The 15,528-nt window shown below is 69.8% G+C and carries 28 protein-coding genes; 1 reads left to right on the top strand and 27 read right to left on the bottom strand.

Annotated features, from left to right (window positions below):
• Nucleotides 1-444 precede the first annotated feature (444 nt).
• Nucleotides 445-684 (top strand): hypothetical protein, encoded by a 240-nt coding sequence (locus ACLBX8_RS12175; protein WP_447699167.1) that lies wholly within the window; start codon nt 445-447, stop codon nt 682-684.
• Nucleotides 685-737: 53 nt separating this feature from the next.
• Here the strand turns inward: ACLBX8_RS12175 and ACLBX8_RS12170 are convergent, their stop codons facing one another.
• The 27 genes from ACLBX8_RS12170 to ACLBX8_RS12040 all read right to left on the bottom strand — a co-directional run bounded on the left by ACLBX8_RS12170 (nt 738) and on the right by ACLBX8_RS12040 (nt 15,527).
• Nucleotides 738-1,286: a metal-dependent phosphohydrolase gene (locus ACLBX8_RS12170; RefSeq protein ID WP_447699168.1), complete on the bottom strand. Its 549-nt coding sequence runs from the start codon at nt 1,284-1,286 to the stop codon at nt 738-740.
• A gap of 58 nt (nt 1,287-1,344) precedes the next feature.
• Entirely contained in the window at nt 1,345-1,545 is a 201-nt protein-coding gene (locus tag ACLBX8_RS12165; RefSeq protein ID WP_056532440.1) for a hypothetical protein, read from the bottom strand.
• Nucleotides 1,542-1,709 carry a hypothetical protein gene (locus ACLBX8_RS12160; RefSeq protein WP_447715223.1) on the bottom strand — a complete coding sequence of 56 codons (168 nt, stop codon included), beginning with the start codon at nt 1,707-1,709 and terminating at the stop codon, nt 1,542-1,544. Before ACLBX8_RS12160 ends, ACLBX8_RS12165 begins: the two co-directional genes overlap by 4 nt.
• Nucleotides 1,710-1,931: 222 nt before the next feature.
• Nucleotides 1,932-2,336 (bottom strand): HNH endonuclease, encoded by a 405-nt coding sequence (locus ACLBX8_RS12155; protein WP_447715222.1) that lies wholly within the window; start codon nt 2,334-2,336, stop codon nt 1,932-1,934.
• Complete coding sequence (locus ACLBX8_RS12150; protein WP_447715221.1) at nt 2,336-3,427, bottom strand: tyrosine-type recombinase/integrase; 1,092 nt, start codon at nt 3,425-3,427, stop codon at nt 2,336-2,338. The genes ACLBX8_RS12155 and ACLBX8_RS12150 overlap by 1 nt, the downstream gene beginning before the upstream one ends.
• A 193-nt stretch (nt 3,428-3,620) precedes the next feature.
• Nucleotides 3,621-4,034, bottom strand: coding sequence for a hypothetical protein (locus ACLBX8_RS12145; protein WP_447715220.1), 414 nt, complete (start codon nt 4,032-4,034; stop codon nt 3,621-3,623).
• Nucleotides 4,031-4,309, bottom strand: a complete 279-nt coding sequence (locus tag ACLBX8_RS12140; RefSeq protein WP_447715219.1) for a hypothetical protein — start codon at nt 4,307-4,309, stop codon at nt 4,031-4,033. Before ACLBX8_RS12140 ends, ACLBX8_RS12145 begins: the two co-directional genes overlap by 4 nt.
• On the bottom strand, nt 4,306-4,659 hold the full coding sequence (locus ACLBX8_RS12135) for a hypothetical protein (protein ID WP_447715218.1): 354 nt from the start codon (nt 4,657-4,659) through the stop codon (nt 4,306-4,308). The genes ACLBX8_RS12140 and ACLBX8_RS12135 overlap by 4 nt, the downstream gene beginning before the upstream one ends.
• Complete coding sequence (locus ACLBX8_RS12130) at nt 4,656-5,087, bottom strand: hypothetical protein (RefSeq protein WP_447715217.1); 432 nt, start codon at nt 5,085-5,087, stop codon at nt 4,656-4,658. Before ACLBX8_RS12130 ends, ACLBX8_RS12135 begins: the two co-directional genes overlap by 4 nt.
• The gene (locus ACLBX8_RS12125) at nt 5,087-5,368 is read right to left on the bottom strand and encodes a hypothetical protein (RefSeq protein ID WP_447715216.1); all 282 of its coding nucleotides are present in this window, start codon (nt 5,366-5,368) and stop codon (nt 5,087-5,089) included. Before ACLBX8_RS12125 ends, ACLBX8_RS12130 begins: the two co-directional genes overlap by 1 nt.
• On the bottom strand, nt 5,365-6,573 hold the full coding sequence (locus ACLBX8_RS12120) for a phage Gp37/Gp68 family protein (RefSeq protein ID WP_447715215.1): 1,209 nt from the start codon (nt 6,571-6,573) through the stop codon (nt 5,365-5,367). Before ACLBX8_RS12120 ends, ACLBX8_RS12125 begins: the two co-directional genes overlap by 4 nt.
• Nucleotides 6,566-7,492, bottom strand: a complete 927-nt coding sequence (locus tag ACLBX8_RS12115; protein ID WP_447715214.1) for a hypothetical protein — start codon at nt 7,490-7,492, stop codon at nt 6,566-6,568. Before ACLBX8_RS12115 ends, ACLBX8_RS12120 begins: the two co-directional genes overlap by 8 nt.
• A 4-nt stretch (nt 7,493-7,496) precedes the next feature.
• On the bottom strand, nt 7,497-8,771 hold the full coding sequence (locus tag ACLBX8_RS12110; RefSeq protein ID WP_447715213.1) for a phosphoadenosine phosphosulfate reductase domain-containing protein: 1,275 nt from the start codon (nt 8,769-8,771) through the stop codon (nt 7,497-7,499).
• Complete coding sequence (locus ACLBX8_RS12105; RefSeq protein WP_447715212.1) at nt 8,768-10,051, bottom strand: DNA-methyltransferase; 1,284 nt, start codon at nt 10,049-10,051, stop codon at nt 8,768-8,770. The genes ACLBX8_RS12110 and ACLBX8_RS12105 overlap by 4 nt, the downstream gene beginning before the upstream one ends.
• Nucleotides 10,048-10,515 (bottom strand): hypothetical protein, encoded by a 468-nt coding sequence (locus tag ACLBX8_RS12100; RefSeq protein WP_447715211.1) that lies wholly within the window; start codon nt 10,513-10,515, stop codon nt 10,048-10,050. The genes ACLBX8_RS12105 and ACLBX8_RS12100 overlap by 4 nt, the downstream gene beginning before the upstream one ends.
• Before the next feature lie 2 nt (nt 10,516-10,517).
• Nucleotides 10,518-10,751, bottom strand: a complete 234-nt coding sequence (locus ACLBX8_RS12095) for a hypothetical protein (protein WP_447715210.1) — start codon at nt 10,749-10,751, stop codon at nt 10,518-10,520.
• Nucleotides 10,751-11,044: a hypothetical protein gene (locus ACLBX8_RS12090; protein WP_447715209.1), complete on the bottom strand. Its 294-nt coding sequence runs from the start codon at nt 11,042-11,044 to the stop codon at nt 10,751-10,753. The genes ACLBX8_RS12095 and ACLBX8_RS12090 overlap by 1 nt, the downstream gene beginning before the upstream one ends.
• Nucleotides 11,044-11,811, bottom strand: coding sequence for a DNA polymerase III subunit epsilon (locus ACLBX8_RS12085; protein ID WP_447715278.1), 768 nt, complete (start codon nt 11,809-11,811; stop codon nt 11,044-11,046). Before ACLBX8_RS12085 ends, ACLBX8_RS12090 begins: the two co-directional genes overlap by 1 nt.
• On the bottom strand, nt 11,811-12,491 hold the full coding sequence (locus ACLBX8_RS12080; RefSeq protein WP_447715208.1) for a hypothetical protein: 681 nt from the start codon (nt 12,489-12,491) through the stop codon (nt 11,811-11,813). Before ACLBX8_RS12080 ends, ACLBX8_RS12085 begins: the two co-directional genes overlap by 1 nt.
• Nucleotides 12,488-13,204, bottom strand: coding sequence for a lambda exonuclease family protein (locus ACLBX8_RS12075; RefSeq protein ID WP_447715207.1), 717 nt, complete (start codon nt 13,202-13,204; stop codon nt 12,488-12,490). The genes ACLBX8_RS12080 and ACLBX8_RS12075 overlap by 4 nt, the downstream gene beginning before the upstream one ends.
• A 5-nt stretch (nt 13,205-13,209) precedes the next feature.
• Nucleotides 13,210-13,509 carry a hypothetical protein gene (locus tag ACLBX8_RS12070; protein WP_447715206.1) on the bottom strand — a complete coding sequence of 100 codons (300 nt, stop codon included), beginning with the start codon at nt 13,507-13,509 and terminating at the stop codon, nt 13,210-13,212.
• A complete protein-coding gene (locus tag ACLBX8_RS12065; RefSeq protein ID WP_447715205.1) occupies nt 13,506-13,901 on the bottom strand; it encodes a hypothetical protein in 396 nt (131 codons plus the stop codon). The genes ACLBX8_RS12070 and ACLBX8_RS12065 overlap by 4 nt, the downstream gene beginning before the upstream one ends.
• Nucleotides 13,898-14,194: a hypothetical protein gene (locus tag ACLBX8_RS12060; protein WP_447715204.1), complete on the bottom strand. Its 297-nt coding sequence runs from the start codon at nt 14,192-14,194 to the stop codon at nt 13,898-13,900. The genes ACLBX8_RS12065 and ACLBX8_RS12060 overlap by 4 nt, the downstream gene beginning before the upstream one ends.
• Nucleotides 14,191-14,409 carry a hypothetical protein gene (locus tag ACLBX8_RS12055; RefSeq protein WP_447715203.1) on the bottom strand — a complete coding sequence of 73 codons (219 nt, stop codon included), beginning with the start codon at nt 14,407-14,409 and terminating at the stop codon, nt 14,191-14,193. The genes ACLBX8_RS12060 and ACLBX8_RS12055 overlap by 4 nt, the downstream gene beginning before the upstream one ends.
• Before the next feature lie 2 nt (nt 14,410-14,411).
• Nucleotides 14,412-14,678: a hypothetical protein gene (locus ACLBX8_RS12050; protein ID WP_447715202.1), complete on the bottom strand. Its 267-nt coding sequence runs from the start codon at nt 14,676-14,678 to the stop codon at nt 14,412-14,414.
• Nucleotides 14,678-14,893 (bottom strand): hypothetical protein, encoded by a 216-nt coding sequence (locus ACLBX8_RS12045; RefSeq protein WP_447715201.1) that lies wholly within the window; start codon nt 14,891-14,893, stop codon nt 14,678-14,680. Before ACLBX8_RS12045 ends, ACLBX8_RS12050 begins: the two co-directional genes overlap by 1 nt.
• A 187-nt stretch (nt 14,894-15,080) precedes the next feature.
• On the bottom strand, nt 15,081-15,527 hold the full coding sequence (locus ACLBX8_RS12040) for a CC0125/CC1285 family lipoprotein (RefSeq protein ID WP_447715200.1): 447 nt from the start codon (nt 15,525-15,527) through the stop codon (nt 15,081-15,083).
• Nucleotide 15,528 lies beyond the last annotated feature (1 nt).

Here is a 15,528-nt window from a genome sequence, read left to right as displayed (position 1 = left end):
CGTCCGGCCGCAACAGGGTCGGGTATTGCTCTAGCTGTCCGTGAGGATCGACGTGAGATCCGTAAATCCCTGGGCCTCGCTCGTGAGCAGGGCCACGAGCAGCAAGCACAGGCCGCCCAGGAGTGCGACCCCGGCCGTGGCTCCCACCAGATCCGACGTCCGAATGGTCGGCTCAGCTTGACGGCTGAACAGCAAAGCTCGCCCTCTGCGAGTGTTCGGATACGTGCGGCTCACGCGATGCCCCCAGAGATCGAGGCCCCTTGTATTAACGTTCACATGATCGGCTCTTCATCCGCGCGCGAACCGCGAGCATTGTAAATCGCGTGCGCTGGCGCACGTCCAAGATCTGGGAAGAGGATGATTTGACCTTCCCTCGATTGTCCGGGCCTTGGTCGCGGGCGGCCGCTGCTCTTCGGGGACAGCTTCGGCCACCGGGCGCCGTTCATGCTGACGATCCTGTTCGCCGAGACATTCCGGGAGGTGCACGTCGTCTGGCCGACCTCGATCAATGACGGGCTGGTCGATCGCGTGAAGCCCGACACCATGCTGACCGAGATGGACGAGCGGCTTCTCCATCTGACCGTCGACGGCGGCTTCGCTGTTGCGGTGCACGCGCGCGGGCGGTTCGGCGCCGAGCTATCAGGGGTGTCGCGGCGCGGGTCGCCGCGCATGCCGCGGCCGTGACAGCGGGACGGTGCCGGTCGCGCGAAGCTTCGCCGCATGGGCAAGGCGCGGGGCTAACGCGGCCCGCTGCCTTCGACCGTCGTCGGTGAACCGAGCCAGCCCTTCGCCGCCGCCGCCGCGCGCAGGATTGCCTTGGCCGGCTCGTACTTGAGATGAAGCCGCTCGCGGGTCTCCGCGGGCAGGAGCGCCAGACGCCCGGGATCCGAATTGTCCTCGAGGTCGGCGAGCTTGACGAGGGTCGCCCGGAGGGTGCCCACTTTCGCGATGTTGTTGATCCAGGCCGCGTAGGTGACGCGACCTCCGGGCTTCGTCAGCATGGCGACCGAGGTCAGCACGTTGTCGCTGAATCCCTCCTTGGCCAAGTCGCCGAACCCGTAGCGGGTGTCCTCGACCACATCGTGCAGCCACGCGGCCTGCAGCGCCTCGTCCCGCTCCAGGTCGGACCAGAACGGGCACCCTTCCGACAGCCCGAGCACGCCGGCAGCCACGCGCGCAAGATGCTCGATATACGGCCTGCCGCCCTTGTCGACCTGGCCGTCGTGGGCGACGGTGGCCACCGTCCGCGCGTCGGCCGCCGTCCGGCGGAGGGGAGGCAGGATCACGCGGTCATCCCTTCACCGGATACGCCAGCAGGGTCGCTGTCCCGGCCATGTACCGCTCTCAGCCCGACACGAACAGCATCATCATCCGCGCCGCCGCCGCGATCTGCTCGACGGTGGCCTCCGGCATGTCGGCGACCGCCTTCTCGACGATGCTCCGGGCGATGCCGTCGTACAGGCCGATGCCCAACGCGAACGTGCTGAGACGAACCAGCACGCTGTCGGCGATCGTCTTCCGCTTCGGATCGGGCACGTCGCTCATGTCGTCCTCGGGAAACTCATGTTGATCGCGCTCTCGGCCACGAGCGGCGCAGCGCCGGCGCGGAGGCTCGTCGCCTGAGAGCGCATTTCGATGGCCTCGGCCACGTCGACGTGGTGGCCTGTCGGGAACGTGATGGGCTCAGCCGTCGCGGTCTCGCTCTCCACAGCGGTCGTCTCGGCCTCACGGTGCGGAGCGCCGGCGCCGGACGGCCCGCGGGCCGTTCGGGACCGTGCGGATTCTCGTGCCGCGGGGCGACACTGCGCGTTCCGGCGGGCCCGCTCAGTCCCGGCACCGAAGGTCCTGTTTCCCTTGGGAAATTTGGCTGGGGCGCCAGGATTCGAACCTGGGAATGGCGGTACCAAAAGCCAGTAGACGCACGCAGTAAGCTATTCGGCTGCCTGAATATTTGGATCTGTACCACCACCTGATGTGCCGGGTTTTGTGCGGCGCTCGAACCAGAGCCTATGCTCGAAGTAGGGACGCAGGTCCATCCCGCGCTGGGTCATCCAGGCGATCATGTCCCGCGTGAACGGCGGCCAGCCGAGCTGCGCGATGGTGAAGTTGTGACGCGCCTCCTCGATCGTGCGCTTGCCCTTGATCGAGTTGCAGGTACGGCAGGCCGGAACGAGGTTTTCCATCTCGTCGCCCCCTCCCCGACAGCGCGGCACGACATGGTCGACGGTGAGCCCCTCCCCTGGCCGCACGACGGCAGCTTGCTTCCAGCCGCAGTAGTAACAGCGGCCGCGCGTCTTCCGGCAAACCGGTTCCCAGAGGGTGAGAAGATAGCCCATCAACCTGTGCCGACTTTTGTGCGGGACGCGGCGGCGCGCCGGCTTTCGACCTCCAGGAAGGCGTAGGCCTTCTCGGTCTGGACCACGCTCTGATGGCCGAGCTGATCCTTGACCATTTCGAGCGACCATCCGTGCTCCTGGAGGAGCCGGCATCCGTGTGTGCGCCGGAGGTCGTGCCAGCGGAGGTCCTTGATCCCGGCGCGCCGCGCCGCCTCCTTCAGACCGCGCAGAAGGTGGATGAAGCGGTCTCCATCCTTGGCTGCCCGGGTCGGCCGCACGAGACGCACCTGCTGGGCGCCGGCCGCCTTCACGGCGAGGCCGTGATGGAAGACGTAGGTGCTGCGCATGTGCCGCGGCGTCCGCCTCAACACATCAATGGCCTCGTCGAGCAGGATCACGGTCCGGTCGCGCTTCGCCTTCGCGATCGTTTTCGGGATTACCACCTCGCGGTTGTCGAGGTTGACCCGGTCCCAGGTGAGCGAGAACTGCTCCTCAGTGCGAAGGCCCGAGTAGATGGCGAACACCATCGCATCGCGCACGTAAGGCATGGCGTTGGCCAGGAGCTTCGTCTCCTCGGCTCGGGTGAGGTACCGCCGGCGTGGCTCATTCTCGCGCAGGCCCCGCTTCGACCGCTGCTTGATGAAGGCCGTGACGGGGTTGGAATCCGCCCATTCCTTCTCGATGGCGAAGCTGAAGATCGTGCTGAGGGTGGCGAGGTCTCGGCGGACCGTCGGCGCGCTGGCGCCCTTCGAGCGGCGATCCGTCTCGAAATCCTTCAGGTCAGCCGGCCGCAGCGCGAGCAGGAGCTTGTCGCCGAAGAACGCGTCCAGCCAGTCGATCGAGATGCCGTACCGCTTTAGCGTCTTTGGGCGCAGGCTCGGACCGTGCTCGATCTGGAAGGCGTCCATGACGGCATTCAAGGTCAACCGGGGCTTCGCGCCCCAGCCCGACGCCTCTAGCTCGTCAAGCCAGACTTTAAGACGCTCGCGCGCGACGCTTTGAGATCGCGTCTGGAGGGAAGATCTGATGTCCTGGCCGTTCTTCTGGACCCGGCCCCACCACGTCTTACCGCGGAGGTAGATGTCGGCCATTCTGGCACCGTCCTCGTCGAAGCATCCCACCACTGACGCACGGCACGCAGGTCGAATACCCACGATGACCGCGGACCGAACGGCTGTCGAGCGCCGGGGATTCGCCCGGCTGCAGCCTGACGGATCCAGTGCCGTTCGGTGAAGCCGAATTCGCGCACCAGGTCGGCGGCGCTGGCCAACTGCTCTCGGGGCATCAGCGCGGGCCCTCCAGCATCAGCGTGTCGGTCGGCATCTGGCCCTTGTCGTAGGCGACCTGGAGCTGCGGCTCGACCCAGTCGCCGACCGTGCTGCCGTCGGGCAGAACGACGTGCGCGAGCCACTCCTGCTCCACGGTGGTGATGCCCTGCGCGACGGCCTCGATCTTGGCCTTCACCACCAGATGGATCGCCCGCCAGATTGCCCAGCGCTTCTGCTCGCTGGCGTCGCCCGGGATCTCGATCCGGAGCCGGATCAGCCGGCCGGCCAGCATGAAGGCGACCACCGCCTCCAGGGCCTCGTCCATGGTGACGATCCGGTTGGCGCCCGCCTTCCGCAGCAGGGTCTCGATCTGCGCGCGGCTCTGCGCGGTCGTGACCTTCGTGTCCTCGGCGTAGACGCGGCGGTTCATGCTGACCTCCCGCTCCTGTCCGCGGTCGCCCAGGCGCGGAAGGCCTGCCACGTGCGCAGGTCGCTCTCCCAGCCCGCCTGCACGTTGTGCCAGCGGCCCTCCTCGACCCCGGCGATGTGCTCGCGGATCTCGCGGACGATCTGCACCTGGTCGCCCGCGCTGATCTGCGGCCACTTCGCCTTCAGCCAGTCGCAGCACAGGCTCGGCGCGTAGCTGTGGCGGCCCAGGCAATACCGGACGCCGGCCAGCATCATGAAGGCGTCGTCGCTCGTCATGCGGCCCTCCCGCTCGTGTCCTCGGTCGGCCGCTCGCCGCGCTCTGCCAGCGCCTCGAGGTCCGGGATCATCTCGGCGCGGATCTCGCGCTGGGTGTAGCTCCAGCCGGGCAGCAGGACGTGGATGTAGCGGCCGCGCTTCCCGTTGATCCGGAGGAAGCCGGGCAGGTTCGCCCAGCTCTCCCACCATTCGCCGCGGCGCGGGCGCGCGAGGTCGACGTGCGCCGCGGTCTTCGCGCCCATGGTCGACGGGTCGGCAATGGCCGCGCGCAGGGCCTGGGCAGCCTCGCCCGCGCGGCGGCGCTCGTCGTCGGTCGGCGGCGGGAGGGGCTTCGGGGCGCGCTTCGTCATGCCGCCCCCGCGATGTCGAGGGCGTCGGCCGGGGCGAGCGGTTGCCAGCGGATGAGGATGCCCTCGAAGGTGAGGACGTTACCGCCCTCGGGCGGATGCTCGGCCCACCAGAAGCGGGCCATGGCCTCAAGGTCCGCGAACCCGTCTGCCCGGGCGAAAGCGTCCATCTGGCCGCCGGTGACGAGGTAGCGCTCGCCGACCTGCATCAGCTCGGCGGCGCCGCGCTTGGAGAAGGCCATTCGCACCGGCAGGACCTCGACGCACCGGCTCTCACCAAGCCGCCGGCACTGCCGCGTCCGCATGCCGGTGAAGAGTTGCACAAGCTCGCCCGGCCGGGCGTGGCGCTTCCGGTCGGCGCGGATCGTCTGCGCCTTCGTGCCGGCCAGGATCGGCGGGCCGAATTGCTTCTTGAAGCTGTAGGCGACCATCACTCTGCTCCTGGATGAGATGGCACGTGGCCGCCGCTGAAGCCGCCACCGCCGGGCAGCTTCACGGGATCGGGAGAGGCAGCCTCGCGCCCGAGGTCCGTCAGCCCGAGCCGCATCGGCCCACGCGGCTCGACGTGGCCGGTCGTCATCAGCCGCAGCCACGTGTCGGCCAGGAACTGGAGCCGGACGCCGCCGGCCACGACGGAGCCGTGCCGGTCAATCGCGCCCTCGCCGCCGCGGTGGTGGAGATGCTGGAGGGCTTGCTTCTGGGCGGGGGTCACGGGCGCACCTCCGGGAATCCGTTGTGCTCGACGCCGTCGAGGAGCCGGCCGGCCGCCTTCTTGCCGACGCGGCGCATGATCGTGCTGTCCGCGACGGGTGCCATGACGTGGTTCGTGCCGCCGTCTGGCCAGAGTTGGATCGCGCCTTCATCGTCAAGGCGCTTAATTTCGGCATGGGTGACGTCACCCATCAGCAGCAGCTCGCCCTCCCGGCGATACGTGCCGCGCGCGTATGGCGCCCAGGCCCCGTGTTGCTTGAATAGGAAGGCCACCCCCGCGGCTGCACAGGCATCCCGGATCTGGCGCGCCCAGTCCGGGTGCATCGGCCGCGCGCCGGGGCCGCTCTCGCCGCCCACGATGATCCAGTCGAGGCCGGGGCGCAGTGACGGGAGCGGCGGCAGCGCATCCAGGCCGGCCTGATAATTGGCGAGCCCGCCCGCGAATGAGGCGGTCGCCGTGAACGCGCCAGTGAGTGCGTCGAGCGAGATCTCAGCGGGGCCCGGCTTCAGAGTGCGGAAGTCGATCGGTCCTAACAGCGGCTCGGCCGACACGAACCGCACCGCGGCCGGCGTCGCCAAGAGGTCCGGCACGCGCTCGTCAGCCCGGCGCTGATCCTCGGCGGAGACGCCCAGCCAGACGTTCTTCAGCGGCCAGAGCGGCCAGGAACTCTGCTCGTTCCCGAGCTTCAGGTTCTCAGCCGCCGCGTAGCAATTCCAGCCCGCGCCGCCCCGCGGGTCGCGGCTGTTCCTGCCGGGCCCGATCTCCTGGGAGAGCGCCTCAAGCACAGTGATGATCCGCGACACGCGGTCGGGTGCCGACAGGTACGCCCGCATCCGGCTGGCGCGCTTCGTGAGCACCTGGAAGGTGTGCTGCGACGAGGCCGCCATGACGGCGAAGATCCGGTCCAGAACCTCGTCGGCCACGCCGGGGTGGAAGAGGTCGCCATGGGCGGCGACGAAGATGTTGCGCCCGCGGGCCCAGAGCAGCGGCTGGAGCAGCCACTGCTCATTGAACCGGACCTCGCCCGTCCAGACCGGCCCAGCCTTGGTCTCTCGCGTGAGGCCAGACCGGGACGGATGATGCCGCAGGCGGGTGCCGGCGAGCTTCATCGCATAGCAGTTCGTGCAGCCCGGGGTGTCGATGGTGCACCCGGTCACGATCTGCCAAGTCGCGTCGGTCCACTCGATGGATGAGGTCTCAGCCACGGGCGGCCTCCTCGGTCACCTGGTCTGGATCGCCGTAGAGCCGCTGCGCCGCCGCCGCGCGGGTGCCGCCGGCCTTGATCACCTCGCGCAGCGTGCCGCGGTGCTGTTCGTCGGTCGCGGCCTCGACCAGCTCGCAGTCGGTGACCCGCGCGGCCCCGTCTGGCCAGCCGCACCAGGCGAGGTTGTTCGAGACCGGATCGGAGTAAGCCACCGTCCATGTCTCGCCGGAAGGTTTGTGCCGGACGACGTCGCCGGCGCGGAAGGTCGGGGCGCCGCCCGTCGCGAGGGCGTGGAGCACGTCCTTCCGACCCTGCTCGCGGGCCGCGGCCATGAGCTTCAGCACCTCGTCCTCGGTGGCGAAGTAGGCGGGCGGGTCGAAGGCGGGCAACTCCTCCTCGCCACTGGTGCTCTCGAAGCCGTGCTGCTCGGCCGCCTCCAGCCAGAAGAGGCGCTCCTCGCTGCCGGGCGCGGGTACGGTGACGCTCACGGGCGGCGCCACGCCATACCCCGCGCTGATCTCGGCCTCGGACGCCGGCAGGAAGTCGATCAGCCACTGCCGGAGGTGGATCACCTCGGACGCCTCGATGTGCGCCACGTAGAGGTCGCGCCCCTCTTCGTTGATGAAGTCCAGCTCCTCGTCCTTGAAGACGAGCTCCAGCGAGCCGTCGCGGAGGTGCAGGGTGGCAGACATGCCCACCAAGCCGGCGCTGGCGTGGGTGTAGTGGGGCTGGCGCTTGGCGCCGAACATCGCCGCGGCAGAGGCCGTCAGCGCGGCGCGGGCATAGCCGCGCCACAACTCCATGGTGCTCTCGGGGAGGTCGCGTCCCCATGCATCGTCGGGGACGCCGCGATCCTTCAGGTACAGGGCCCGCGCGCCGGCCTCGATCATCTCGCGCGTGATGGTGCTGGACTCGGCCATGGGGCTACTCCGCGATCGTGAAGGCGGGATGGTCGGTGATGAGAAGCGGCTGCACGGTTCCGTCCGGGAAGACGGCATCGAGCGGGACGTCGGCGCGGGGCTCGCGACCGGTCCAGCCCTGCGGCCAGGTCTCCAGCCGGATCAGCTCCTCGATGCGGGCGACCTCCTCGGGGTTGAGGATGTCGACCTCGGGCCGGCCGAGCTGGCGGGCCGCGACGTTGCATTCGCTCTGGATCGCCAGGACCTGGGCGAGCGCGTCGCGCCGGGCGTCCAGCGTGATCGGGCCCATGCGCTGCGGGTTCGCGGCGATCGACCCGTCCTTGCGGCGCTCCCAGCCGGGCTGGCGGAGCCGGTTCTTCGGGAGCCGGAGCTGGCGGTAGATCGGCTTCAGTCGCTTCAACGGCGCGAGGTACGACCACATCGGCAGCGCGATCACCGTGTCGAGCGCCTTGTCGGTCTCGGTCAGCGAGCAGCCGATACAGCCAGTCCGGGCGTTCTTCTCCTCGGCCTCGTCTCCGCCATAGGCGTCGGCGATCGCCGCGGTGGCCCAGCCGCCATAGGCGCGCATCGGCGCGTAGACCCGTAGCCAGTCCCAGACGTTGCACACCCGCCAATGCAGGATCGGCGCGAGCACGGCGAGGCGGCCACGGACACCCTTCGCGTTCGGCAAGACTTGCTGATACCAGCCCTGCCCGCACTCGGCCCCGTCCTTCGAACAGGACATCGTGATGCGCTGATCGCGCAGCGCGCTTTCACCCTCCCGCACGCCGGTGATGAGCAGGATTTGGCCGTCGAGGCCGGCCAACACCTCTTCGAGCGCGGCCTCCATCGGCTCGACCTTGATCTGGCCGGTGCACCAGCGGAACGTGTTCGAGGGCGGCGGCACGCCCCGGCCGAGCATGTAGACGAGGAGCCGGTCGTCGATCGGCGCCATCGCGACTCGGGTGCGGATCCAGGGGTAGGCTTCGAGTTGCTTGCGGATCGCCTCGGCCGCGATCCAGAGCGGCAGCAGCTCCATGCGCGTGTCGGCGTAGAGCACCGTCAGCGTCTTCGGCGGCGCGAGCCGGCCGGCCACGATCAGGTGCACGATGACGGTGAGCACCGCCGTCGAGTCCTTGCCGCCCGACCACGCGATGGCCCAGTGCTCGTGCTTGGGGCCGTAGAGCTTCATCGAGTCGAGCGTGAGCTGGATCGCGTCGTCGTAGACCAGGCGCTCGGCCGTCAGCGCGAAGAGGTCGTGCTGCCGCGAGCCGCGGAGGATCGGTGCGGGCGCGTTCATGCCGCCTCTCCGGAATCGGCCGACTGGGGGAGGGCCCGGCCCGCCGCGACCCGCCGCTCAGCCATGGCGGCGTATTCGGGGTTCAGCTCGATCAGCGTTGCGTCGAGGCCGAGCGCGGCCGCGACCAGCCCGACCGTGCCGGCACCACCGAACGGGTCGAGCACACGCCCGGGCACCGGCTCGGCAAACTGGCAGAGGCCCTCGCACCGCGGGTGCGGGAGGGCGGCGCCGCAGAGCCCGCAGGCCTGTGCAGGGACGCCGGCCTTGATGCACCGCTCGGCCAGAGCCGGCGGGAACGTGGCGAAGTGCGCTTCCCGGTAGGCCTTCGGCGCGATCGTCCAGACGTTCCGGGCGTTGCGGCTGGTCACGAGCTGCGTCGTGCTGGCGTGGAAGCTGCCCTTCGCCCGGATGTTGGAGTCCTCGGGCGCCGATTTCGGCGTGACGCCGGGCTTTCGCGAAACCGGCCCTCGATCGACGTTCTGCCTGCTGTTCGGCCCGGGCCGCTTCACGCGATCCCGCCCGCGGTCCTGCTGATCCGGGTCGAGGCGGTCGAGGCGTCCCCAGCCGACACCCGTGTCGGTACCGCGGGCCGCCGCGCGGACGTGCGCGCCGCCGGTCACCGGCTCGCGGATGGCCTCGTGGTTGTAGAAGTAGTCCTCGCTCTTGGTGAGGAGCCAGACCTTCTCGTGCGCGGTGGTGGGCCGGTCATAGACCGACTCCGGCATCGGGTTCGGCTTGTGCCAGATGATCTCCGAGCGGACCCACCAGCCATCGTCCTGCAGGGCGATCGCCAGCCGGTTCGGGATCATGCAGAGGTCCTTCGGCTTCAGGTAGCCGCCGGCGACCACGCGCCCGTTCGGGATGCCGATGCCGTTGATGCCGCCGTTCCCGAGATTGCCGCTGCGCCCCCGGCGGCTCTGCTGCCGCTCGCTGTCGTCGACTTGGTAGACCGGCCCGACTGTCGAGAAGGGCTTGTCCCGGAAGGTCCGATCGTCACCGACCACGTCGGCAGCCGCGCGCCCGTTCGGCGTCGCGGCGTAGCAGTCGCCGTAGTTCAGCCAGAGAGTGCCGCGCGGCTTGAGCACGCGACGGACCTCACGGAACACGTCGACCATGACGGCAAGGTGCTCGCCCAGCGTCCGCTCAAGCCCGATCTGGCCAGCGACGCCATAGTCGCGCAGCCCCCAATACGGCGGGCTGGTCACGACACTGTCGAAGTAGGCGTCCGGCAGGGCGCGGAGCTGCTCGCGCACATCGCCGACGAGGATGCGGACCGTCATGCCGCGACGCCCTCCCCGGTGGCCGGGACTGGCCGCTTCGTACCGCGGTGCTGCCGGGCCCAGATCCGCACGTCGTCGTAGGTCGCCGCGTGAAGGACGCGCCAAGCCTGCCGGAGCTGATCCAGGTTGAGGTGCGCGAGAAGCCCCTCCTGGTCGGCCATATCCAGATGGTCGGCGAGGAAGGCGCGGACCCGGGACGCGGCCAGGACCTGCTCGTTCGGCGGCGCCTGCCGGACGAGCGGCACCACCACCTGGAGGCGCAGCAGGGCACGCGCGTTCACCGTCGCCTGTCCGGCCGGGAGCCCGACGCAGCCGCCGTCCTTCGTCTGGTGCGCCCACGATGCGGGGCACACCGGGCAGGCCCAGACCCACACGTCGGCGATCTCGGGGTCGCGCGCGTCGACGTCGCGACCGTCGACCAGGGCGCATTCGGTGCCGCAGTCGGCGCAGAAGATGGTCGCCATGATCAGGCGGCCTCCTCAGCGACGGCCGTGAGGGGCACGTACCGCTCGCCGCAGAACGGGCAGAAGGTCGCCCACGCGGTCGCGACCACCCGGCTACGAGTGTTCAGCTTCTCGGTGCTGAGGGTGACCTTCGTGTAGCTGGGCGACCCGTCGCGCGGGAACACGAGGGTCCCGACCAGCCGAGTGTTGTGCTCGGCCAGCTTGGCATCCATGACGTCGATGCAGTCGCAGGCCATCAAGCGACCTCCTCATCGGAGGTGATCGGCCGGACCTGGAAGCACGTCGCCGTGCTCGCCTCGGCCTCGCAGATCAGGGAGCCGTAGCCGAGGAGCGTCTCGACCTTCTCGCCCCGGCGGACCGGGCGGACGCGAAGCTCCAGCAGGGTGCCGTCCGTGAACCGGACCGCGAACAGGCCGGCGCGGCCCTCGTACCGGGCCCGGCGGCGTTCGTTGATCGTCTCGCGGTGGACGACGCGGCGCTGGGACGACGAGTAGCCGGACCATTCGCCTTCGAGGACGTAGCGGGCCATTAGGCGATGCCCTCCCGCTCGCGCTCAGCCTTCTCCTCGGCCGCCCACGCCGCCCGGCGGCGCTGCATCTCGTGGCGGACCGTGAAGAGCACGTCCTCGTCGAAGTCGCGGTCGGCGACCCACTGGAGGAAGCTGAAGTCGACCTCCGACCAGAGCAGGCCGCGGTTCTTGCCGATGTGGCATCGGACCTGGAGCGCCGGCTCGCTCGACCAGCGGATCAGATCCTCCATCGGCGCGAGGGCGAGGAGGTCGCGCAGGTGGTGCGCGGTGACGTAGGCGTCTGGGTAGGCCCGGTGCGCGAGCGCAGCCTGGGCGCGGTCCAGGCCCTCCGGCCGGCGCCAGTAGCGCAGGCCCATGTTCGAGTGCAGCGGCGCGTCCGGCCACAGCCGCAGGGCGCACTTGTACGTGCAGATCCAGGGCAGGCCGCCGGTCACCTCGTCGGTGAACCACTGCCGCTCGAACTTCGCCGAGTGCGCGGCCAGGGCGACGATCGGCGCGGCCGTCGTCAGAACGCCCGGGAGAACCCGCTCCCACGGGCGCGCGTCCGCCACGTCCTCGTCGACGATGTGGTGCACCGCCGACGTGGCGGGCGTGATCGGGTGGCCCGGGTTCACGAAGGACCACAGGCCGCCCTCGACACGCCAGCCGGTCGGGGCACCGGCCTCGTCCCGGCTCGCCGCGGCGAGGTCGCACCAACCCACCTCGCAGACACCGGCCTCGGGCGGCTCGAACCCGGTAGTTTCGAGATCAACGACACGGATCAGCATCACGCCGCCCTCTCTTCGTTCGGCGCGAAGCCGGGAAAATCGTCGTCGTCGGCGACGTCCGCTGAGGCGGTGATCCGCTCGAGCTCGTCGGCGATGTCGTCGAGGGCGCGGTCGGCCCGCGGGTCGAGGTCGGCGCGGAAGGCACGCAGGGCGTCGCTGCCCTTCGCGGCCTCGGTCCGGGCGGCGGCGTACAGGCGCTCGCGCGAGGACGGCTGGCGCGGGGCCTCCTGCTCGTCGCCGGCCGGGGGCGCATCGTTCCTCGGCCTCTCCGGCGGCGGTGCGCGCTCCTCGGCCAGCGGCTTCACGGTGAATGGCTTGCGGCTCGCGCGCTTCTCGGTGAGCGCCATCGTCACCGCCGAGGAGATCCCCGACATGTGGCTGATCCGGATGCCTCCGACGGCCACGCCGCCGAACTGCACGGCGTCGTCCCGGTAGAGCGTCATCCGCCGGCCAGCGTATGCGGTGCCGTCCTGGCCCCAGATCCGCAGGAGCACGCGGCGCATCGACTTGCCGGGCTTGTACGGCTTGCCGCCGTCGCCCTCGAAGTAGATCGCGATCGGCTGGTCCGCCTCCTTCATCTTCGACACGCGCGTGACCGTGATGGTGCGCGGGCCGCCGATCAGATCGTCAGCGTTGAGCTGGTCACTTTTCGGGGCGCAGGTCTGCGAGATGTCGATCACGCCATGATCTCCCGTTCGATGCGCTGGGTCGGGATCGCGCCGGCGATGGCCTCGCGGTAGCGGTCGTGGGCGTCGCGGAGGCGCTGCTCGAAGTCGCCGGCTGCGTCGACGATCGCCTGCTGGATCTTCTCGTCCGGGTAGGCGCGGATCCGCGCGAGCGGCAGGCCGCCAGAATACGAGACGAGGTCACACCACGACCGCTCGGCGACGAGGAGACCGGTCTGGATCTGGAGGACGTACTCGGCCGGGATCGTGTCCTCGACGACGTGCACCAGGAACGTCTCGACCTGGTACTTCTGCCGGCGCGACTTGCACTCGACGAGGCCGTCGGCGCCGACCAGCGCGTCGGGCGAGTAGCCGAGCGTGAAGCCCCAGCGGTCGTTGGTGATGAAGCCGACGGTCTCGGTCTCGGCGTAGTGCCGCGCGTAGAGGGTGAGCGCCTCGACCTCGTCGTCCCGGCCGCGCAGCATGTCTTCGCTGACGTACCGGGGCTCGACGAACTTGGTGATGCGCTGGGCGAGCAGCTCGTAGAGGTGCGCCCGCTCCTTCTCGTTCCTGGCCGCCTTGAGGGTCGGCGTAAGGATCAGCGACATCTCGCTGGCGGTGAGCATCCCGCAGCGGGCCGCGATCCACTCGTCGGTGCCCTGGTAGAGGTCGGCGTGGATGCGCACGGTGGACGGGCGCACGGGTGCGTCGGGGGCGAGCAGGGCCATGGCGGTCACGCCTCCGCCGGAGAGGCATGCCCGGCGACGCCGAGCCCAGCGTTGATGGCGGCGGCGAGCATCTCGGCCCGCTCGCGGTCCATGCCCGGCGAGCCGGTGGACAGGATCAGCGCGAACACCGTCCCGTCAGCGTCGGCGAGGCCGCGCAGGGTGCTCTCGCAGACGCGGACCGGAGCCCGAACGCCGAGGAAGGTCGCGCGCTGGGCGGGCGTGATGGCGCGGGGCTCGCGCATCTCGAAGGGGAGCACGGAGCGGGTCATCACGGCCTCGGTGTGGGTGAAGGGAGGGAGGGTCACAGGCGCCTCCCGGCGGCCCGGAGCCGGGTGCGGGCATCGGCGAGCACGGTGACGTCGTCGCGCCCGTCGAGGTCGACGCGGGTCTCGGCGGTGAAGAGCGCGATGTTCCCGGCCATGGTGCCGGCAGTGGCGCGCTCCAGCGCCTCCTCGAGCACGCAGTCCAGCGTCTCGCGCGGCTGGTCCAAGCCGGTGTTGAGGAGCAGGACCTGCGCGGCCGCCGCGTGCTCGGTGGTGGTGCGCAGGGCGGCGTAAAGCTCGGCAGCGCGCTGGTCCTGCGCGTGGATGGCGCGGACCAGTTCGCTGTAGCTCGGCACGCCGAACGCGGCGGCGTGGCGGTCGACCAGGGCGATGAACGCCTGATGGTCGGGGGCGGGGCGGACGGCGCAGCTCATCGCGCACCCGCCAGCTTGTCGGCGACGCGGGCGCGGGCGGCCTCGGCGCGGCGGGCGGCGGCGGCCAGCTTCGCAGCGACGTCCTCCAGGCGGCCCATGTCGGCGCGCTGTCCGGCGCCGGCAATCGTCGCCCGCTCCAGGTGGTGGACCGCCGAAAGCGTGGACTCGCTGATCGCGTCGAGGATCGCGAGGGAAGATTCCAGGCGCCCGAGCGCCTCGGACGCGCTGGGCAGCGGCTCGGCGGGCGCGGCCAGGGTGCCGAACTGCGCGCGGAAAGGGTGCTGGGCGTTCATGCGGCCTCGCGGAACTGATCGGCCTCGAAATCCGCGATGGCGGCCAGCTCGTCGGCGGCCTCCAGCGCGAGGGAATCGGCGTGGTCCTGGGCGGCGAAACAGGCCTCGGCCCAGCAGTCGAAGTCGTCGCGGATCAGGCCGTAGGGGCTGTGCGCGGCGTAGCCGGCGGGAGAGCCGCTGATCTGGTAGCCGGCGGGGATGTCGAGGTGTGCCATGGTCAGGCGGCCTCCGCGGCGCGGGCGATAGCCTCGACGTTCTCGGGGGTCAGCACGACAGGGAAGAACCAGTCTGCCGGTGGCGAGCACGTCGTGTCCGCCTTGGTCAGAAAGCCGCGGTCGATGAGCCGCTGCGCGGATTTGATCTGGTTCGGAGAGACGAGAGCGTGGCCGTTCTCGACGAGATCCCAGGCTCGGCGAGCCCATTGCAGGACCTGCAACTCACGCGGGCGGAGATTGAGCGGGCGAAGGTCGATACCGTCGGCCATCACCGCACCGCCCGGTACGCGCGGACGTGATCGGCGACGAAGCCGGGCACGAACGGACCAAGGCCAAGAGCCATGAAGCTCAGGACGCAACCGGTGATCTGGGCGCCGGCCGAGGCGTGCTGAAGATTGTCGAGGTAGGCGGTGAGCATCTGGAGCTCCATCGGCTCGGTGAGCGTCGATGGGCAGATCATGTAGCCGATACGGATACGCGTCAAGCGCAAAATATCCAAAATGGCTACAGCAGAGCCGCGCGCGGACTGACGCACGGTTGTGGACCGGTGTGGATGGGTGTGGAAAAGGCTACGGCTCGCAGGCGGTTACCGAGCCCGGCTGATCGCGGGCATAAAAAACCCCGCACTGGGCGGGGGTTGGTATCGGTTTTGGCCTAGAGCTGATTGCGGCTTAGCTGGGCACGATCTTCGAGCGCAGCTGTGTTGCGATCAGCGTGGCATCCAGAGCGTCTGCATATCCGGCGTCTTTCGGCCGAAGCATGCGGACGACGATGTTGCCGCCGGGTTTGAATACCGGATCGCCGCCAGTGGTCACGAGCGTGTTGCCGTAGCGATTGGTCTGGATCGGATCGAAACCTGAGACTTGGCTGCTCACGCCCTCGCCGCCGACGACCGAGAACCGGTCGTAGCCGGACTCCAGCGTCAGCTCGGCCGCGCGGAGCAGAGCGATGTCGCCGGCGCGCTCCTTCGACGTGAAGCCATTGCCTTTGACCGAGACACGATAGGTGTTCTCGGACAGTCGAAGCTCATCGTAGCCGCCTGTTAGGCCGGTCTTCTGGTAAGCGGTCTGGCATCCGGCCAGGGCAAGCGCGACTGAGGCGCCGACGAGCCACTTCATT

The sequence above is a fragment of the Methylobacterium sp. D48H genome, assembly GCF_053345715.1.
The sequence above is the reverse complement of the archived record's forward strand: the minus strand, read 5'-3'. Positions and strand labels throughout refer to the sequence as shown.

Excerpts from the sequence above, each read along its gene's own strand:
- ACLBX8_RS12175 (WP_447699167.1), top strand. The coding sequence starts at position 445 with ATGCTGACGATCCTGTTCGCCGAGACATTCCGGGAGGTGCACGTCGTC.
- ACLBX8_RS12165 (WP_056532440.1), bottom strand. The coding sequence starts at position 1,545 with ATGAGCGACGTGCCCGATCCGAAGCGGAAGACGATCGCCGACAGCGTG.
- ACLBX8_RS12155 (WP_447715222.1), bottom strand. The coding sequence starts at position 2,336 with ATGGGCTATCTTCTCACCCTCTGGGAACCGGTTTGCCGGAAGACGCGC.
- ACLBX8_RS12150 (WP_447715221.1), bottom strand. The coding sequence starts at position 3,427 with ATGGCCGACATCTACCTCCGCGGTAAGACGTGGTGGGGCCGGGTCCAG.
- ACLBX8_RS12145 (WP_447715220.1), bottom strand. The coding sequence starts at position 4,034 with ATGAACCGCCGCGTCTACGCCGAGGACACGAAGGTCACGACCGCGCAG.
- ACLBX8_RS12140 (WP_447715219.1), bottom strand. The coding sequence starts at position 4,309 with ATGACGAGCGACGACGCCTTCATGATGCTGGCCGGCGTCCGGTATTGC.
- ACLBX8_RS12135 (WP_447715218.1), bottom strand. The coding sequence starts at position 4,659 with ATGACGAAGCGCGCCCCGAAGCCCCTCCCGCCGCCGACCGACGACGAG.
- ACLBX8_RS12130 (WP_447715217.1), bottom strand. The coding sequence starts at position 5,087 with ATGGTCGCCTACAGCTTCAAGAAGCAATTCGGCCCGCCGATCCTGGCC.
- ACLBX8_RS12115 (WP_447715214.1), bottom strand. The coding sequence starts at position 7,492 with ATGGCCGAGTCCAGCACCATCACGCGCGAGATGATCGAGGCCGGCGCG.
- ACLBX8_RS12110 (WP_447715213.1), bottom strand. The coding sequence starts at position 8,771 with ATGAACGCGCCCGCACCGATCCTCCGCGGCTCGCGGCAGCACGACCTC.
- ACLBX8_RS12105 (WP_447715212.1), bottom strand. The coding sequence starts at position 10,051 with ATGACGGTCCGCATCCTCGTCGGCGATGTGCGCGAGCAGCTCCGCGCC.
- ACLBX8_RS12100 (WP_447715211.1), bottom strand. The coding sequence starts at position 10,515 with ATGGCGACCATCTTCTGCGCCGACTGCGGCACCGAATGCGCCCTGGTC.
- ACLBX8_RS12095 (WP_447715210.1), bottom strand. The coding sequence starts at position 10,751 with ATGGCCTGCGACTGCATCGACGTCATGGATGCCAAGCTGGCCGAGCAC.
- ACLBX8_RS12090 (WP_447715209.1), bottom strand. The coding sequence starts at position 11,044 with ATGGCCCGCTACGTCCTCGAAGGCGAATGGTCCGGCTACTCGTCGTCC.
- ACLBX8_RS12085 (WP_447715278.1), bottom strand. The coding sequence starts at position 11,811 with ATGCTGATCCGTGTCGTTGATCTCGAAACTACCGGGTTCGAGCCGCCC.
- ACLBX8_RS12075 (WP_447715207.1), bottom strand. The coding sequence starts at position 13,204 with ATGGCCCTGCTCGCCCCCGACGCACCCGTGCGCCCGTCCACCGTGCGC.
- ACLBX8_RS12065 (WP_447715205.1), bottom strand. The coding sequence starts at position 13,901 with ATGAGCTGCGCCGTCCGCCCCGCCCCCGACCATCAGGCGTTCATCGCC.
- ACLBX8_RS12060 (WP_447715204.1), bottom strand. The coding sequence starts at position 14,194 with ATGAACGCCCAGCACCCTTTCCGCGCGCAGTTCGGCACCCTGGCCGCG.
- ACLBX8_RS12055 (WP_447715203.1), bottom strand. The coding sequence starts at position 14,409 with ATGGCACACCTCGACATCCCCGCCGGCTACCAGATCAGCGGCTCTCCC.
- ACLBX8_RS12050 (WP_447715202.1), bottom strand. The coding sequence starts at position 14,678 with ATGGCCGACGGTATCGACCTTCGCCCGCTCAATCTCCGCCCGCGTGAG.
- ACLBX8_RS12040 (WP_447715200.1), bottom strand. The coding sequence starts at position 15,527 with ATGAAGTGGCTCGTCGGCGCCTCAGTCGCGCTTGCCCTGGCCGGATGC.